This is a genomic window from Pseudomonas sp. NFACC45 (assembly GCF_900113505.1).
Taxonomy (GTDB): Bacteria; Pseudomonadota; Gammaproteobacteria; order Pseudomonadales; family Pseudomonadaceae; genus Aquipseudomonas; species Aquipseudomonas tehranensis.
Map to the genome: position 1 here is coordinate 209238 of NZ_FOPO01000002.1, position 16280 is coordinate 225517.

A 16280-nucleotide genomic window follows, 5' to 3' on the forward strand; every position below is an offset into this window, starting at 1 on the left:
TTTTCAGGCGAATAAGTCCATTTGCGTCGATTTAAGGCCAAAAACCGCCGAATTATCAGCTCATCCAGTTCCCGCCATCGACGTTATAGGTCTGCGCCACCACATACTCGCTCTCCGCCGAGGCCAGGAAAATCGCCATCCCCACCAGATCCTGTGCGGTGCCCATCCGGCCATAGGGTACTTGCGCACCGACCTGACGCTTTTTTTCTCCCGGGGGCAGGTTTTCATGATGGGCGAACAGCGCATCCACGCCGTCCCAGTGCTCTCCCTCCACCACCCCAGGGGCGATGGCGTTGACGTTGACTCGATGCTTGATCAAATCAAGCCCGGCGGATTGGGTCAGGCTGATCACCGCCGCCTTGGTGGCGCAATACACCGCCACCAGGGCTTCTCCACGCCGGCCGGCCTGGCTGGCCATGTTGATGATTTTGCCGCCATGCCCCTGGCGGATCATCTGCCGGGCGGTGGCCTGCAGCGTGAAGAGGGTGCCGGCGACATTGATGCAAAACAGCCGTTCGTAGCTCTGGCGCGTAATCTCCACGATAGGCGCCAGGTCGAACAGCGCTGCGTTATTGACGAGGATATCGAGCTTGCCCGCCCGGGCCACGACCGCCTCGATGGCCTGGTCAATCGAAGCTTGTTCAGTGACGTCCATTTTGACCGCGTAGGCGCTGGCGCCCAGTTCGGCTGCGGTGGCCTGGGCCCGTCCAAGATCGATATCGGCAATCGCCACCGTAGCCCCTTCGTTGATATAGGCGTGGGCGAACGTCCTGCCAATACCGCGGGCAGCACCGGTGACCAGCGCACTTTTTCCTTCCAGTCGTTTCATGGGTTGTCCTGTCTTGAATGACAAAAATAAATAACAGGGGAGCGCGCCCTTGTGGCGCCGATTACAGCAGCGTCAATGGCGCCGGACAAACGCGGGCGGGATCATCGGCTGGTACTTTTTTAACGCCGTGATGTGTCCCTTGGCCGGGTTAAAAAAGTATCGGTGGACGATCAGGTCAGGGCTGGTGAACCGGTGCGCGCCGGGCGTAAGGTGCTGCCTACAGCGACAGAGACGCGCGACATGCCTGATCACCCAACGCCCCTGTTCGAGCAGCCACCGGCCGAACTGGAAGTCATCCTGCCCGAGCCCGAGCACAGTTTTCGCTGGTACGAGCACGACTATCCGTATCCGAAGGCGCGCTGGAACCACCATCCCGAATTCGAGATCCATCTCATTCGTCGGGGCAGCGGTAAATTGCTGGCGGGCGATTATATTGGCCCATTCGGGCCCGGCCATGTGGCGATGATCGGCCCGGGTTTGCCCCACGACTGGATGGGCGACCTGGCCCCGGGCGAGCACTTGGCTGGAAGGGATGTGGTGCTGCAATTCGATGGTGCAACGCTGTTGAGCCTGCGCCGGACGCTGCCTGAACTGGGGGATTTACAGCCGCTGTTCGAAAGGGCACGACGAGGTCTGGTCTTCAGCGGCGACACCGCCGTGAACGCCGCAAGGCTGTTGGAGAGCATCGGCCCGGCGCAGGGGCTCGGGCGGCTGGCAGTGTTTATCCAACTGCTCAACACACTCCATCTCGCCCCGCAGGACCAGGCCCAGTGCCTGGCCAGCCCGTGTTATGCACCCAGCCTGGATGCCCGCAGCTCCGAACGCATCCACAAGGCCTTCGAGTACCTGCAGACTGAACTCACGGGTGACCTGCGCCTGTCGGTGATTGCTCGGCAACTGGACATGAGCGAGCCCGGTTTTTCGCGTTTCTTCAAACGCATCACCGGACACGGTTTCATCGACCTGATGCGCAAGCTCCGAGTCCAGCGAGCCTGTCGGTTGCTGCTACACAGTGAAATGCCAGTGACCGATATCTGTTTTGAGGTGGGTTACAACAACCTGTCCAACTTCAATCGGCACTTCCGCATCGAGATGCACCAGACACCCAGCGAATATCGCGCAGGCGCTAGCCACACAGGCCACTAGACTCTGAACTGCTTCAGCAACCCGTTCAACTGCTCACTCAGCGACTTGAGGCGGGTACTTGCCAGGCTCGACTGTTCGGCCGCCATGGCGGTGCTGTGGGACAGCCCCGCGGCCTGGGTGACGTTTTGGTTGATGTCTTCCACCACATGGGCCTGTTGCAGCGTGGCACTGGCGATGGAGGCGTTCAGGCTGTTGAGGTTGCGCAGGGCCTGACCGATGGCGTTGAGACTGGCACCTGCCAGCCCGGCTTGCTCAATGGTCAATTGCGAAGCACGGCTGCTGTCGCTGATGACTTTCACCGCCGCTTCGGAATGGTTCTGCAAGCGTTCGATCATCGCCTGGATCTCGGCGGTGGACTTCTGCGTACGCTGGGCCAGCAGCCGCACTTCATCGGCCACCACGGCAAAGCCACGACCTTGTTCACCGGCGCGGGCCGCTTCGATCGCGGCGTTGAGGGCGAGCAGGTTGGTCTGCTCGGCAATGGAGCGGATCACCTCCAGCACGCTGCCGATCTGGGTGCTTTCGCTGGCCAGGGTGCGGATCACTTCCACCGCCTGATCAATGGTCTGGGACAGTCGGTCAATCTGCTGCAGGCTGCCGTCGATGTTGACCTGGCCTTGCTGGGCCTGGGATTCGGCGTCGCGCATTTCGCTGGCGGCGTGCTCGGCGTTCTTGGCGACGTCTTGCACGCCGTAGGTCACTTCGTTGATTGCAGTGGCTACCAGTTCCATCTGTTGCGATTGCTGCTGGCTGCGTTCCTGGGCCTGGGCGGCGTCGTTACCCAGTTCGTTGGACGATTGCCCCAGGGCGTGGGCTGAGTCCTGCAACTGGCTGACGACTTCGCGCAATTTGGCGGTAAACGCATTGAAATGCCGGGCCAGTTGCGTCACTTCGTCCTGGCCGTGGGTGTCGAGGGTGCGAGTCAGGTCGCTTTCACCGCTGGCGATGTTGGCCATGGCATTGACCGTTTCCTGCAGTGGCCGAACGATGCTGCGCACGATCAGGGTCAGGAGCAAGCCCATGAGCAGGGTGATCGCCAGGCCGATCAGCGAAGCCTTGATCACTTGAGACTGGAATTCGGCCTGCACGTCATCCACGTACACACCTGAACCGATGATCCAGCCCCAAGGCTCGAACAGTTTGACGTAAGAGGTTTTCGCCACCGGCGCCTCAGCGCCCGGTTTCGGCCAGAGGTAATCCACCATGCCCGCGCCCTTGGCCTTGGCAATGGCGACCATCTCGTTGAACAGCGCAAAACCATTCGGGTCTCGAATCGCCGAGAGGTTCTGGCCTTCGAGTTTCGGGTTGGTCGGGTGCATGACCATCACAGGGGTCAGGTCATTGATCCAGAAGTAGTCATTCTGGTCATAACGCAAGCCGCGCACCGCGCTAAGCGCCTGCTTCTGCGCGACTTCGCGAGTCAGGGTGCCAGCCGTTTCCAGACCATGGTAGTAGTTCAGCACACCACTGGCAGTCTGGACCACATGCTGGGTTTTCTGCACCTTGGCCTGATACAGGTCGGTGTGGATCTGCTTAAGCATGAACGCGCCCAGCGTGAACAACATCACGATGGACACGACCAAGATGAGCCACAAGCGTCGGCTGATCGACACACTGCGCAAGCTATTCATACGCTGTCACTCCGGTTTCTTATTCTTGTCATCTGACCGCCTGAATCCGGCGCGGGCAGGTAGGACCTGGTGCCCAGGAGCCATAACGCGGCAGCGTTATCAGGGCTTGTCTGATAGGATTTCGGCCCCGCGGCGCAAAACCTGAGCCTGTTCCGGTTTTTTCATTGGTTTTTTTGAGAAATCGCAGTCACCGTGCGCCTGCTGTTTACACCTGCATAACGCTTAAATTTTGATGAGACGTGCGCAAGCATAGTCTTTTGGGGGATGAATGGATTTGTGGACCGCCTTTCAGGCACTGATTCTTGGCGTGGTAGAAGGTTTGACGGAGTTCCTGCCGATCTCCAGCACGGGGCACCAGATCATTGTCGCGGACTTGCTCGAGTTCGGCGGGGAGCGCGCGATGGCGTTCAACATCATTATCCAGCTCGGGGCGATCCTGGCGGTGGTGTGGGAGTTTCGGCGCAAGATCTTCGACGTGGTACTGGGCTTGCGTACCCAGCCCAGCGCTCGGCGGTTTACGGCCAACCTGCTGATTGCCTTCATGCCCGCTGTGGTATTGGGCGTGTTGTTTGCAGACTTGATCCACGAATACCTGTTCAACCCGATCACGGTGGCCACGGCGTTGGTGCTGGGCGGTTTCGTGATGCTCTGGGCCGAGAAGCGCCAGCATACAGTGCACGCCGAAACGGTAGACGACATCACCTGGAAGGATGCACTGAAAGTCGGCTTCGCCCAGTGCCTTGCGATGATTCCCGGCACCTCCCGTTCAGGCTCGACCATCATCGGCGGCTTGCTGTTCGGGCTGTCGCGCAAGACCGCGACCGAGTTTTCGTTCTTCCTGGCGATGCCAACCATGGTCGGCGCAGCAGTCTACTCAGGCTATAAATATCGCGAGCTGTTTGTGCCGGCGGATTTTCCGGTGTTCGCCATCGGCTTCGTCACGGCGTTCATTTTCGCCATGATCGCGGTCAGGGGCTTGTTGCTGTTCATCGCCAGCCACAGTTACGCAGTATTTGCCTGGTACCGGATCGCTTTCGGCCTGTTGATTCTGGCCACCTGGCAATTCGGTTGGGTGGACTGGACGGCGGCCCAGCCATGAGCCGCCCAGGCCGCGAGCCGGGCCCAGCAGTGCAGAGTTTGCGGCTCAAGCTCGTGGTATTTGCGCTGGTGTGCGCCTTGCCGCTGCTCGGGTCACTTTGGCTCGGGGTGCGCGCGGTGTCCTGGGTGCCCCTGACGGCCTACGGCCTCGTCAGCATGGTGGCGTTTCTGTTGTACTGGAGCGACAAGCGCAAGGCCCGCGCTGACGCCTGGCGCACCCCGGAAAACGTATTGCACGCCGTGGAGCTGGCCGGTGGCTGGCCCGGGGCGTTGCTGGCTCAACAAGTGTTTCGCCACAAGACCCGCAAGGTGTCGTTTCAGGTGGTGTTCTGGTTCATCGTATTGCTGCACCAGGTGTTCTGGATCGACCAGTTATTCCTGGGCAGTCATCTGCTGATGCTGTTCTGAGCTTACGACAGCAGCAACCCCACCTGGGTGCGCTTGGGCAGCTTGCTCACCACCAGTTGGTGGGAGCGCTGCAGCAGGCCACGCAACTCGTCGGCGCCCAGCGGGTAGGGCGTTTGCATAATGATCCACTGGGCCCGCGCCAGGTACGGCGCCGGGCCAATCCCGGGGCGGTCGCAATGCCCCAGGAACAGATCCTTGTCGACCTTGAATGCCAGTGATTCACCCCGCAGGTTCTGCAAGGCGAACATCTTGTTGCCGGCAATGGAAAATACCCGCACGCCGCCCCATTTGTAGTCTTCCCGGGCGCCAGGCAAACCCAGGCAAAACCGCGCGACATCCGCTTCGCTCAAGCTCATATTTTCCTATCCCCACAGCTTTCGAATGCGTCTACCAGATGGTCGATCCAGGCGCGCACCGCTGGCAGCATGCCGCGTCGATGCGGGTAAACTGCCTGCAGCCAGCCGTCCGGCAGCGACCACTCGGGCAACAATTCCACCAGTGTGCCGTCCTGCAGTTCCTCCTCGCAATACATGCTCGGCAACAAGGTGAAACCCAGGCCGGCGAGGGCGCAGGCGCGGCGCACAATGAAGTCGTCGATGCCTAGTCGGGCTTCCAGGGCCAGTTCGACGGGCTCTGCGTTGGCCTTGAGCAGACGCAGGTGGACCAGGCGATCGGCGTCCAGCGCCCCGAGTATCGGCAGTTTCTTGAGATCCTCCGGGGTATTGATCTGCCGTCCTTCGACGAACGCCGGGCTGGCGACCATGATCAGCCGCGCCTGACGCAGCCGTCGCGTCATCAGCAGCGGGTCTTCGTCCCCCAGATCGCGCACGCGCAATGCCACGTCGATGCCTTCGCTCACCAGGTCTACCCGCCGATTGACCAGCATCATTTCCAGCTGCACTTGAGGGAATTTTTCCAGGAAGCTGGCAATCACCCCGCCCAGCATCTGGTGAGCCAAGCCCACCGGACTGGAAACCCGCAGGCGTCCGCGCGGCTCAGTGGACATGCTCGCCACGGCTTCATCGGCCATCTCGGCTTCCAGCAGCATGGCTTGGCAATGGCGCAGATAACGCTCTCCCACGGCCGTGAGCTTCAACTGGCGGGTGGTACGTTGCAGCAATCGGGCGCCAAGGCGCTCTTCCAGTTCAGCGATACGCCGTGACAGCCGCGACTTGGGAATACCCAACAGGCGTCCGGCCGCGGCGAAACCACCGGCTTCGACCACTTTGGCGAAGTAGTACAGATCATTGAGGTCTTGCATATCGAGTTCTATTGTCCTGTCAGTGGAACGAACTATCGCATTAATACTGACTTATCGGCTATTGGCTTCATCGATAGGATTGTTCTCAATTGATCGCCTGGTCGCGATCCTCACTTGGAGAGCACTCATATGAAACTGTTGCACATCGACTCGAGCATCCTGGGCGACAATTCCGCGTCCCGCCAACTGAGCCGTGACGTGGTTGAGGCCTGGAAAGCTGCCGAAGCGGACGTCATCGTGACCTACCGCGACCTGGCGGCCGATGCCATCAGCCACTTTTCCGCCCAGACCCTGATCGCCGCCGGTACCAGCGCTGAACTGCGTGACGCGGCCCAGAAGCACGAGACTGACCTCAGCGCCTCGACCATGGCCGAGTTCCTGGCGGCGGACGCGGTGGTCATCGCAGCGCCGATGTATAACTTCACCATTCCGACCCAGCTCAAGGCCTGGATCGACCGTATCGCCGTGGCCGGCCAAACCTTCCGCTACACCGAAGCCGGCCCCGAAGGCCTGTGTGGTGGCAAGAAGCTGGTGATCGTTTCCACCTCAGGCGGCCTGCATGCCGGCCAGCCAAGCGGTGTGGCGCATGAAGAGTACCTGAAGGTCATGTTCGGTTTCCTCGGCATTACCGACATCGAGTTCGTTCGCGCCGAGGGCCTGGCTTACGGTGACGAGATGCGCAGCAAAGCCATCAGCGAAGCCAAGCTGCAAATCAGCGAGCAATTCGCCGCAGCTTAAAGACCGCGCAAAAAACACCAGGCCTGGGCGAACCGGCCTGGTTGGTTTGCAGTAGGTCGATCAATACGCGGCTTTTTCGGTACGCCGACGCAGCAGTAAAGTCAGGCCCAGTCCGATGATCGACAGCAGTGCCGCACTGAAAAAGATCGAGGAATATCCCAGATTCAACGCCACCGCGCCCATCAAGGGCCCGGCAATCGCCAGCGCCAGGTCGAAGAACACCGCATAGGCGCTCAGTCCTGCGCCACGGCTGGTATTGGGTACTTGCTTGATGGCCTCCACACCCAACGCTGGATACACCAGCGACAGCCCGAAACCGGCCAGCCCCGCGCCGATCAGCGCGAACGCAGTAGAGGGTGCCAGCCACAGCAACACCAGCCCCAGGGTTTCTATACACATGCAGGCAATGGCCGTCCTGAAGCCTCCGAAGCGGGCGATGCTGGAAATGAACAACAGGCGCGCCAGGATGAAACAGATGCCAAACACCGTCAGGCACCAGGCCGCCCCCGTCCACCCGCGACTGACATAAAACAAGGTGATGAACGTGGTGAGCGTACCGTAGCCGATCGAGGCCAGGCACAGGCTCGTTCCGAACGGTGCAATACGCCCGAACACCGCCCAAAAGGGCAGCCGCTCGCCTCGAATGACCGGCACCGACGGCTTGTTGCGTATCAACAGCAGCGCCGCGCCGGCCAGCAGCGACAATGCGATCCCCAGGCTGACAAAGCCCAGCTCACCCACCATCACCACCCCCAGCGGCGCGCCGATGGCAATCGCGCCATAGGATGCGATGCCGTTCCACGAGATCGAGCGGGCCGTGTGTTCCACACCCACCTGGCCCATGCACCAACTGATGGTGCCCACGCCAATCATTCCCTGAGCCACGCCGAGCAGCAAACGCCCGGCGATCAGGATCAACAGGCTCAGCAGTGGAAAGCTTTGCAGCAGCGTCGAGAGCAGTGTCAGCAAACCACTGAGGACGATCCCGTAAAGCCCATAAACGATTGCCCGCTTGGTGCCGATACTGTCCGACAGCCGCCCGGCCATGGGCCGACTGAGCAGCGTCGCCAGATACTGGGAGCCGATGGTCAGCCCGGCCACCACGGCACTGAAGCCCAACTGTTCGTGGACATAGCCCGGCAACACGGCAATCGGCAGGCCGATGCAGAGAAAGGCGATGAAGGTATAAAAAACGATGGAGATGATCTGCCAGGTGATCGACAGGGAACTGGAGGCGGGTGGGTGTGTTGGCATGAGGCTCGTTCGCGGGCAGCGGTAAGAGGGCCTCATCATGGCGCGCGCCGGGAATAAAAGAAAGCAGGCTAACGGTTTGCCCGGCGGGTGAGGGGCCGCCGCTATCGCGAGCACATCCTGCATAGAAGTGACTGATCCACCGCTTTCGCAAGCAAGCCCGCTCCCACCAGAGGCAGGTGCAGGCTTGCTCCCACAGGCTGTTCTACCTTGAAAACAAAAAGCCCTGTCACAACGGACAGGGCTTTTCACTTGCAGCTTGACGCTTGCGGCTCAGGGCTGTTCTTAGAACAACACCCCTTGGCTGCGCAGGTAATCGTCATAGGTGCCGCTGAAGTCGATCACGCCGTCGGCGCTCAACTCGATGATGCGGGTGGCCAGGGACGATACGAACTCACGGTCGTGGCTGACGAAGATCAACGTGCCCGGGTAGTTTTCCAGCGCCAGGTTCAGCGCCTCGATGGATTCCATGTCCAAGTGGTTGGTCGGTTCGTCCATCACCAGCACGTTTGGCTTTTGCAGGATCAGCTTGCCGAACAGCATACGGCCCTGTTCACCACCGGAAATGACCTTGACCGACTTGAGGATCTCGTCGTTGGAAAACAACATGCGGCCCAAGGTGCCACGAACCAGTTGTTCACCGCCCTGGGTCCACTGGCCCATCCAGTCGAACAGGTTGACGTCGTCTTCAAAGTCGTGGGCGTGGTCCTGGGCGTAGTAACCCAGTTCCGCGGCGTCGGTCCATTTCACAGTACCGGCGTCCGGCTCCAGTTCATTGACCAGGGTGCGCAGCAACGTGGTCTTGCCGATGCCGTTCGGGCCAATGATCGCCACGCGCTCGCCGGCTTCGACGGTGAAGCTGAAGTCCTTGAACAGCGGCTTGCCATCAAACCCTTTGGCCATGCCTTCGACAATGACCGCCTGACGGTGCAGCTTCTTGGTCTGTTCGAAGCGAATGAACGGACTGACACGGCTCGATGGCTTGACCTCGGCCAATTGGATCTTGTCGATCTGCTTGGCGCGGGAGGTGGCTTGCTTGGCTTTCGAGGCGTTGGCCGAGAAGCGGCTGACGAACGATTGCAGTTCGGAAATCTGCGCTTTCTTCTTGGCGTTGTCCGACAGCAATTGCTCGCGGGACTGGGTCGCCACGGTCATGTACTCATCGTAGTTGCCGGGGAACAGACGCAGCTCGCCGTAGTCCAGGTCCGCCATGTGGGTGCAGACACTGTTCAGGAAGTGACGGTCGTGGGAGATGATGATCATCAGGCTCGAGCGCTGGGTCAGCACGTTTTCCAGCCAGCGGATGGTGTTGATATCCAGGTGGTTGGTCGGCTCGTCCAGCAGCAGCACTTCCGGGTCGGAGAACAACGCCTGGGCCAGCAGTACCCGCAGTTTCCAGCCGGGCGACACTTCGCTCATCGGGCCGAAATGCTGTTCGATGCCAATCCCCAGGCCCAGCAGCAGTTCACCGGCACGGGACTCGGCGGTGTAGCCGTCCATCTCGGCGAATTCGGTTTCCAGCTCGGCCACGGCCATGCCGTCTTCTTCGGTCATTTCCGGCAGCGAATAGATGCGGTCGCGCTCGGCCTTGACCTTCCACAGCTCTTCGTGGCCCATGATCACGGTGTCGATCACGGTGAATTCTTCGTAGGCGAACTGGTCCTGGCGCAGTTTACCCAGGCGCACGTTCGGCTCGAGCATGACCTGGCCGCCGGACGGCTCGAGGTCGCCGCCGAGGATCTTCATGAAGGTCGACTTGCCGCAACCGTTGGCGCCGATCAGGCCGTAGCGGTTACCCGCGCCGAACTTGACAGAGACGTTTTCGAACAGCGGCTTGGCGCCGAACTGCATCGTGATGTTAGCTGTAGAGATCAAAGGTTTATCCTGCGGAACATTCAGAGTAGCTAAGGGTGCGGCAGTACCTGTTCAGTACCTGTTTGCGCAGGTCCCGACCGCGCAAAAGCATCGCGGTCGCAAGCGCAAGGGTCCATCCGGCATAAGAGGACAGCAGCATACGGAGCGCCTGACCCAAATAGATGTACGCCGAAGCCGGAATCCGGTATCGGCCAAAAAGGGGGCGCGTAATGTTTGGCGGCAATTGTACTGATCTGGCCGCGTTAACGATAGGGTGTAACCCAGGCAAGACAGTTTTTAACAACGCGGGGATAACCTTTGGTTACGAGTTGTGGCTAAATTGCCGTCTCACTTACGCCATTCCCCACACTGTTCAGTTGTGCGGGAAGTGGCAGCCTGTCCACTTTTGATGTGTGCGGATACTGTGAAACTCATCATTGCCGCGATCTATCTTCTTTCTATCGGTTATGTGCATCTGCGCGGGCGTGTTCGGCACAAGCTCGGGCGCCAGTTGAGCGACCACTCGTCCTTCCTCGCGCCGATCAACTGCCTGCTTTACCTGTGCTCGAAACTGCCCAACAAGCCTTTCCTGAACCCGGCGCAGTTTCCTGACCTGAGCCCGTTGCAGACCCACTGGCAGGAGATCCGCGCCGAAGGCCAGAATTTGCTGCGAGCGGGGGAGATCAAGCGTTCCAACCAGTACGACGATGTGGGCTTCAATTCGTTCTTCAAGACCGGTTGGAAGCGTTTCTACCTGAAGTGGTACGCCGACAGCCATCCCTCGGCCATGAAGCTGTGCCCGCGCACCACTGAACTGGTGCAGAGCATCGGTTCAATCAAGGCGGCGATGTTCGCCGAACTGCCGCCGGGCTCCAAGCTGGTTCGTCATCGCGACCCGTATGCCGGGTCCTACCGGTATCACCTGGGCCTGGAAACGCCCAACGATGCCGGCTGCTACATCAATGTCGACGGTGAGCATTACCATTGGCGTGATGGCGAGGCGGTGATATTCGACGAGACGTTCATTCATTACGCCCAGAACACCACGCCCCACAATCGCATCATTCTCTTTTGCGACGTGGAACGCCCCATGAGATTTCGCTGGGCCGCTGCCTTCAACCGCTGGTTCAGCCGGACCGTGATGGCTGCCGCCGGAGCACCCAATGACGCCGGTGACAAAACCGGCGGCCTGAACCGGGCGTTTTCCAGGCTTTACAGGATTCGCCTGCAAGGCAAGGCGCTGAAGAAGCGCAACCGCAAGCTGTATTATTTGCAGAAGTGGGCGTTCTTCGGCGGTCTGCTGGCGGTCTTCATCTGGATCTGAGCGGGTGACTCTGCGTACCTGCGTCATTCCCCAGGTTTTTGCGCATCCAGTTGCTCCCACATCCTGGCCGTGATTCGCTGGCGATGGTTGTAACCCTCCCAAGGATCGGCGCCCAGGTTTCTGGCCCGCTCAAGCGCTGTATACATATCCCACTGCTGGGCGTTACGCAGGCCATCGAGTTCGGCCCGGGCAATCGGCACGGATACCGGCAGACCTGGCCGAGCGCGCACGGAATAGGCGCTGACGGTGCTGGCGCCCCGGGCGTTACGCAGGTAGTCGACAAATATCTTCCCGACACGGTTCTTCGGCCCCATGGTCGCGGTGATCCGCTGCGGCATCTGCCCGGTCATGAACTGGGAAATGGCCTTGGCGAAAGCCTTGGTAATGTCCCAGCCTTCACTGCGCGCCAGCGGCACGATGACATGCATGCCTTTGCCTCCGCTGGTCTTGAGGAAAGCCCGCAAACCCAGTTCGTCGAGCACCGAGAGGGTCAGGCGAGTCGCCTCGATCATCGCACTCCAGGGCAGCGACGGGTCGGGGTCCAGATCAAGCACGAACAGGTCCGGCGTCTCGATCCGCTCATGCGTGGCGGCCCATGTGTGCAACTCCACCGTGCCCATTTGGGCGGCGCTGACCAGCGACTGGACACTGTCGATTTCCATCAGTGCGGCATGGCCGGGATCCAGTCGCGGATCCAGCTGTTTGATGTGGGGAATGTCCAGGCGATCGGCGTGTTTCTGAAAGAACTGCTCTTCGCCGATGCCCTCTGGAGCCCTGAGCAGGGCAACAGGGCGCTGCTTCAGATGCGGCAGAATCCAGGGGGCGATGTTCTCGTAGTACTGCGCCAGTTCGACTTTCTGAACGCCGCTGACGCTGTCGATGACGCGCTCGGGATGGGAAATCTCCACCCCTGCGACCTGTACGGTACGGGCTTTGCCACGAAGCGCGGTTTTGGCGGGCATGGTTTTTATCGGAACGGGTTGCTCGCGCACAACCTTGTCGGCCGGCGTGTCGTGCAACAGATCCAGGAACACCGCCTGCCGCACCAGGCCGTCGCGGGTCCATTCGGCGAACTCGACTTCACAGACCTCGGTTGGCGCTACCCAATGCACGCTGCGGCTTTGCGCGCTGCTGACCGGTGCGGCCAGTGGCGAATCGTCCTGCTCCAGGCTACAGAGTTGCTCATGCAGTTGTTCGAGCTGGGATTGTGCGAACCCTGTGCCGACGCGGCCGGCATACATCAATCCCTTGGGCCCGTTGACCGCCAGCAACAGTGCGCCGAAACCACTGCGCCGGCCTTTGGGGCGGGTGAAGCCGACGATCACGAACGGCTGGCGCAGACGGCACTTGAGTTTGATCCAGTCGGCGCTGCGGCGCGACACATAGGGGCTGCCCAGGCGTTTGCCGACCACGCCATCGAGTGCGAGGGCGTTGGCACTTTCAAAAATGTCGTGCTGGTTGGCGGAAAACGACTCAGAGAAGCGCAGGCGCTTGCTGGCATTGTTTTTCAGCGCCTTCTTGAGGGCTGTCCGCCGTTTTTCAACCGGCGCCTGGCGCAGATCGACGCCATTTAAAAAAGGCGCATCAAACAGGACGTACACCAAGTCTACCGTGCGGCCAATCTCGAACGACTGTCGCAGGGCCGCAAAGTCAGAGTGGCCGTTGTCATCAAGCGAAACCAGGCCGCCGTCGAGCCAGCTGTCACCCAGATTCAGCTCGGACAACGCATCGGCGTGCAACTGGAGGCGATCGGTCCAGTCCTGTTGATTGCGGCTGAACAAACGCACTTCGCCTGCTTCGATGCGGGCCATCAGGCGATAACCATCGTACTGCACTTCATAACGCCATTCACCGGCGGGGGGCTCTTCCACGGGTGTGGCGCGCTGCGGCAGCAAGCGCTCGGGAAAGCCGTGTGCGCCACCGGTCTGGTTCTGTCGGGTGCGCTTGCGGCTGTGTTTCTGTTCCGGCTCGGCACCGGATAAACGGGCGTATTCACTCTCGGCCTTGGCCATGACGGATTCCCTTGTATTGCTGGCGCCCGGGGGTTAGCCCCGGGAGGCCTTGGTGGCTTTTTTCGCGGGAGCGGATTTGCTGGTCTTTGCCGGCTTTGCAGCGGCTTTCCCGGCAGGCTTGTCTGGCGCCTTGCCCTTGCCGGCCAGGCTGCGCTTGAGCAGTTCGGTAAGGTCGATGACATCGGCGCTTTTGCGTTGCTCTTCGCCCGGGTCGGTTTCCACCGCCTCAAGCCGGCCTTCCTTGGCCTTTTTCTCCACCAGTTCCATGATCTTGTCTTCGAAGCTGTCCCGGTACTCTTGCGGTTCCCAATCGGCGCTCATGTCCTGCACCAACCGCTTGGCCATTTCCAGCTCCCCCTTGGCCAGGGTGGGCTTGATGACTTCATCGCCCAGTTCCAGGATGTCGAGTTCGCGCACTTCGGCGGGCCAGCGCAGCATCACCAGTACCAGCGCAGACTCCAGCGGCATCAGCGCTGCCAGATGCTGGCGGGTATGCAACACGACATGGGCCAGGGCCACCTTGTTGGTCTTGATCAGGGTTTCGCGCAGCAGGGCGTAGACCTTGCCACCGCGTTTGTCTGGCGCCAGGAAGTAGGGCGTGTCGATGTTTTGCAGGGGGATTTTTTCGCTGTCGACGAAAGAAAAAATATCGATGGTCTGGGTGGACTTGGGGTGGGCGGAGCGAATTTCCTCTTCGCTCAGCAGGACGTATTGGCCCTTCTGGTATTGCACACCCTTGACGATATTTTCCTTGGTCACTTCCTTGCCGGTGACCTTGTTCACGCGCTTATAACCCACCGGGTCCATGCTGCGCTTGTCCAGCCAGTCGAAATCCACCCCCTGGGAGGACGTGGCCGACACCAGCGCCACAGGAATGTGGACCAGTCCGAAGCTGATTGCGCCTTTCCAGATTGCCCGTGCCATGGAGGGGTTTCCTTGCCGGTGAATGAGTCATTCAGGTGACCTTACGGCCTTCGCAAAAGTTTCCATGGAGCGCCGGTTGACCCGCCCCCCATTGCCTTCGAGACGCTTGGTTACATCTTCGGACGGACATTTCCCTTAACAACGGCGAACCGGCGGCGTAGCGTGCTTTCGATATGCCTGAATCCAAGAGGTGCTCCGATGAACAGGCTGCTGCTCGCTCTCATGACGCTGTTGCTGACCACTGCCGCCCACTCGGCAACGCCCGACTGTGGGGCCATGGTCCTGGCCCAGAACCTGCCCGGTAACAACAATCCCTATAACAGCCCGATCCGCCGGGCCAACCCCAACAGCATGCAGGGCACCCGGCCCAACGTGCCGATGATCCATAACAACCCGACGGTTCCCGTTCCCCGGCCACCCACGCTGGAAAATGGCGGTATCGGCAACGGGTATCCTCGTTCCGGTCAGCCTGCCGGCTCGCCACGGCCTACCATCAAGTCCACTCCACCGCCGAGGGGCACCTCAAACGACATTCGCTGAGTCCTGAACCTTGGCAGTCTCTATTCACACCACAGAAGGAAGTGTGCATGTTGCGTAAAACACTCCTGGCCGCGTTTTGCGCCAGCGCTGTACTGACCCTCGCCACACCGGCGTCTGCCGCGCAAACCAGGCAACTCAAGAGCGAGGAGGGCACGGTGGAGGTGACCACCGTGGTCAAGGGGCTCGAGCACCCCTGGTCCGTGGCTTTCCTGCCTGACCAACAGGGCATGTTGGTGACAGAGCGAGCGGGCAACCTGCGCCGGGTCAGCCCTGATGGCCAGCTCTCGGCACCGTTGAACGGCGTACCTGAGGTCTGGGCCAGAGGCCAGGGCGGTTTGCTGGATGTCGTGCTGTCGCCGGACTTCAAGCAGGACCGCACGGTTTACCTGTCGTACGCCGAGGCCGGCGATGACGGCAAGGCAGGCACCGCCGTGGGCCGTGGGCAATTGTCCGAAGACCTGCAAAGTCTGAAAAACTTCGATGTGATTTTCCGCCAGCAGCCCAAGCTTTCCACGGGGAACCATTTTGGCTCGCGCCTTGTTTTCGATCGAGACGGCTATCTGTTCATCACCCTTGGGGAAAACAACGAGCGTCCCACGGCCCAGGATCTGGACAAGCTGCAGGGCAAAATCGTGCGCATCTACCCCGACGGCAAGGTGCCGGACGATAACCCTTTTGTCGGTCAGGCAAACGTCCGCCCCGAGATCTGGTCCTACGGCGTTCGTAATCCCCAAGGGGCGGCCCTCAATCCCTGGAACGGTACGCTGTGGGAGAACGAGCACGGCCCCAGGGGCGGCGATGAGCTGAATATCATCGAACGCAGCAAGAATTACGGCTGGCCGCTGGCGACTCACGGCATCAACTATTCCGGGGCGCCGATCCCGGAAGCCGGCGGCAAGACTGCCGAAGGCACGCTTGGCCCTTTTCACGTATGGGAAGTGTCACCCGGGTTGAGCGGCATGGCGTTCTATGAGGGTGATCGCTTCAAGGCCTGGCAACGCAACGTGTTCATCGGTGCGTTGGTGTCCCGGAATCTGATCCGCCTGGAACTGGAGGGTGACAAGGTCGTGCACGAAGAACGCCTGCTGGGTGAGCTTGGCGAGCGCATCCGCGACGTTCGCCAGGGGCCGGATGGTTTCCTGTACGTGCTGACAGATGATGACGATGGGGCGCTATATAAAGTCGGACTCAAGTGATTCGCAACAGTGCCCATTGACTTGCCAGTCACCGGCAGGCTAATTTCCAGTCATGACCCGCACCGTAT

General features: G+C 60.5%; 15 protein-coding genes. 7 read left to right on the plus strand and 8 right to left on the minus strand.

The features are described from left to right. Positions 1–55: 55 nt before the first annotated feature. Positions 56–829 (minus strand): L-iditol 2-dehydrogenase, encoded by a 774-nt coding sequence (locus BM132_RS03850; RefSeq protein ID WP_092453405.1) that lies wholly within the window; start codon positions 827–829, stop codon positions 56–58. Between the two features lie 240 nt (positions 830–1069). Here BM132_RS03850 and BM132_RS03855 point away from each other — a divergent pair, with 240 nt between their 5' ends. Further along, positions 1070–1975: an AraC family transcriptional regulator gene (locus BM132_RS03855; protein ID WP_092453407.1), complete on the plus strand. Its 906-nt coding sequence runs from the start codon at positions 1070–1072 to the stop codon at positions 1973–1975. On the opposite strand, the gene BM132_RS03860 is transcribed toward BM132_RS03855, so the two are convergent. Continuing rightward, entirely contained in the window at positions 1972–3606 is a 1635-nt protein-coding gene (locus tag BM132_RS03860; protein ID WP_092453409.1) for a methyl-accepting chemotaxis protein, read from the minus strand. The two genes, BM132_RS03855 and BM132_RS03860, sit on opposite strands and share 4 nt — an antisense overlap. 268 nt (positions 3607–3874) lie before the next feature. Here BM132_RS03860 and BM132_RS03865 point away from each other — a divergent pair, with 268 nt between their 5' ends. Both BM132_RS03865 and BM132_RS03870 read left to right on the plus strand, forming a co-directional pair. Beyond that, positions 3875–4705, plus strand: a complete 831-nt coding sequence (locus tag BM132_RS03865) for an undecaprenyl-diphosphate phosphatase (protein WP_092398075.1) — start codon at positions 3875–3877, stop codon at positions 4703–4705. After that, entirely contained in the window at positions 4702–5112 is a 411-nt protein-coding gene (locus BM132_RS03870) for a DUF1294 domain-containing protein (RefSeq protein WP_092453411.1), read from the plus strand. The genes BM132_RS03865 and BM132_RS03870 overlap by 4 nt, the downstream gene beginning before the upstream one ends. Positions 5113–5114: 2 nt before the next feature. Here BM132_RS03870 and BM132_RS03875 read toward each other — a convergent pair whose 3' ends face one another. Together BM132_RS03875 and BM132_RS03880 are read right to left on the minus strand one after the other, a co-directional pair. Further along, positions 5115–5468 (minus strand): MmcQ/YjbR family DNA-binding protein, encoded by a 354-nt coding sequence (locus BM132_RS03875; RefSeq protein WP_092398079.1) that lies wholly within the window; start codon positions 5466–5468, stop codon positions 5115–5117. After that, on the minus strand, positions 5465–6373 hold the full coding sequence (locus BM132_RS03880) for a LysR substrate-binding domain-containing protein (RefSeq protein ID WP_092398081.1): 909 nt from the start codon (positions 6371–6373) through the stop codon (positions 5465–5467). The genes BM132_RS03875 and BM132_RS03880 overlap by 4 nt, the downstream gene beginning before the upstream one ends. A 129-nt stretch (positions 6374–6502) precedes the next feature. On the opposite strand from BM132_RS03880, the gene BM132_RS03885 reads away from it, so the two are divergent. Next, positions 6503–7111 (plus strand): FMN-dependent NADH-azoreductase, encoded by a 609-nt coding sequence (locus BM132_RS03885; protein ID WP_092453413.1) that lies wholly within the window; start codon positions 6503–6505, stop codon positions 7109–7111. Between the two features lie 60 nt (positions 7112–7171). Here BM132_RS03885 and BM132_RS03890 read toward each other — a convergent pair whose 3' ends face one another. Further along, positions 7172–8365 carry an MFS transporter gene (locus BM132_RS03890; RefSeq protein WP_092398085.1) on the minus strand — a complete coding sequence of 398 codons (1194 nt, stop codon included), beginning with the start codon at positions 8363–8365 and terminating at the stop codon, positions 7172–7174. Positions 8366–8647: 282 nt separating this feature from the next. Further along, on the minus strand, positions 8648–10237 hold the full coding sequence (locus tag BM132_RS03895; protein WP_092398087.1) for an ABC-F family ATPase: 1590 nt from the start codon (positions 10235–10237) through the stop codon (positions 8648–8650). 403 nt (positions 10238–10640) lie between these two features. On the opposite strand from BM132_RS03895, the gene lpxO reads away from it, so the two are divergent. Next, positions 10641–11540: a lipid A hydroxylase LpxO gene (lpxO, locus tag BM132_RS03900; protein WP_092453899.1), complete on the plus strand. Its 900-nt coding sequence runs from the start codon at positions 10641–10643 to the stop codon at positions 11538–11540. A gap of 23 nt (positions 11541–11563) precedes the next feature. Here lpxO and ligD read toward each other — a convergent pair whose 3' ends face one another. Together ligD and BM132_RS03910 are read right to left on the minus strand one after the other, a co-directional pair. Beyond that, positions 11564–13552 (minus strand): DNA ligase D, encoded by a 1989-nt coding sequence (gene ligD / locus BM132_RS03905; RefSeq protein WP_092453415.1) that lies wholly within the window; start codon positions 13550–13552, stop codon positions 11564–11566. A 33-nt stretch (positions 13553–13585) separates the two neighbouring features. Beyond that, a complete protein-coding gene (locus BM132_RS03910) occupies positions 13586–14476 on the minus strand; it encodes a non-homologous end joining protein Ku (RefSeq protein ID WP_092398091.1) in 891 nt (296 codons plus the stop codon). A 198-nt stretch (positions 14477–14674) separates the two neighbouring features. Here BM132_RS03910 and BM132_RS03915 point away from each other — a divergent pair, with 198 nt between their 5' ends. Both BM132_RS03915 and BM132_RS03920 read left to right on the plus strand, forming a co-directional pair. Beyond that, positions 14675–15016 (plus strand): hypothetical protein, encoded by a 342-nt coding sequence (locus tag BM132_RS03915; protein WP_092453417.1) that lies wholly within the window; start codon positions 14675–14677, stop codon positions 15014–15016. Between the two features lie 47 nt (positions 15017–15063). Beyond that, positions 15064–16212 (plus strand): PQQ-dependent sugar dehydrogenase, encoded by a 1149-nt coding sequence (locus BM132_RS03920; protein WP_092398096.1) that lies wholly within the window; start codon positions 15064–15066, stop codon positions 16210–16212. Positions 16213–16280 lie beyond the last annotated feature (68 nt).

Coding starts and splice junctions, on each gene's coding strand:
- BM132_RS03910 (WP_092398091.1), bottom strand. CDS start 14,476: ATGGCACGGGCAATCTGGAAAGGCGCAATCAGCTTCGGACTGGTCCAC.
- BM132_RS03870 (WP_092453411.1), top strand. CDS start 4,702: ATGAGCCGCCCAGGCCGCGAGCCGGGCCCAGCAGTGCAGAGTTTGCGG.
- BM132_RS03860 (WP_092453409.1), bottom strand. CDS start 3,606: ATGAATAGCTTGCGCAGTGTGTCGATCAGCCGACGCTTGTGGCTCATC.
- BM132_RS03855 (WP_092453407.1), top strand. CDS start 1,070: ATGCCTGATCACCCAACGCCCCTGTTCGAGCAGCCACCGGCCGAACTG.
- ligD (WP_092453415.1), bottom strand. CDS start 13,552: ATGGCCAAGGCCGAGAGTGAATACGCCCGTTTATCCGGTGCCGAGCCG.
- BM132_RS03875 (WP_092398079.1), bottom strand. CDS start 5,468: ATGAGCTTGAGCGAAGCGGATGTCGCGCGGTTTTGCCTGGGTTTGCCT.
- BM132_RS03920 (WP_092398096.1), top strand. CDS start 15,064: ATGTTGCGTAAAACACTCCTGGCCGCGTTTTGCGCCAGCGCTGTACTG.
- BM132_RS03850 (WP_092453405.1), bottom strand. CDS start 829: ATGAAACGACTGGAAGGAAAAAGTGCGCTGGTCACCGGTGCTGCCCGC.
- BM132_RS03880 (WP_092398081.1), bottom strand. CDS start 6,373: ATGCAAGACCTCAATGATCTGTACTACTTCGCCAAAGTGGTCGAAGCC.
- BM132_RS03885 (WP_092453413.1), top strand. CDS start 6,503: ATGAAACTGTTGCACATCGACTCGAGCATCCTGGGCGACAATTCCGCG.
- BM132_RS03865 (WP_092398075.1), top strand. CDS start 3,875: ATGGATTTGTGGACCGCCTTTCAGGCACTGATTCTTGGCGTGGTAGAA.
- BM132_RS03915 (WP_092453417.1), top strand. CDS start 14,675: ATGAACAGGCTGCTGCTCGCTCTCATGACGCTGTTGCTGACCACTGCC.
- BM132_RS03890 (WP_092398085.1), bottom strand. CDS start 8,365: ATGCCAACACACCCACCCGCCTCCAGTTCCCTGTCGATCACCTGGCAG.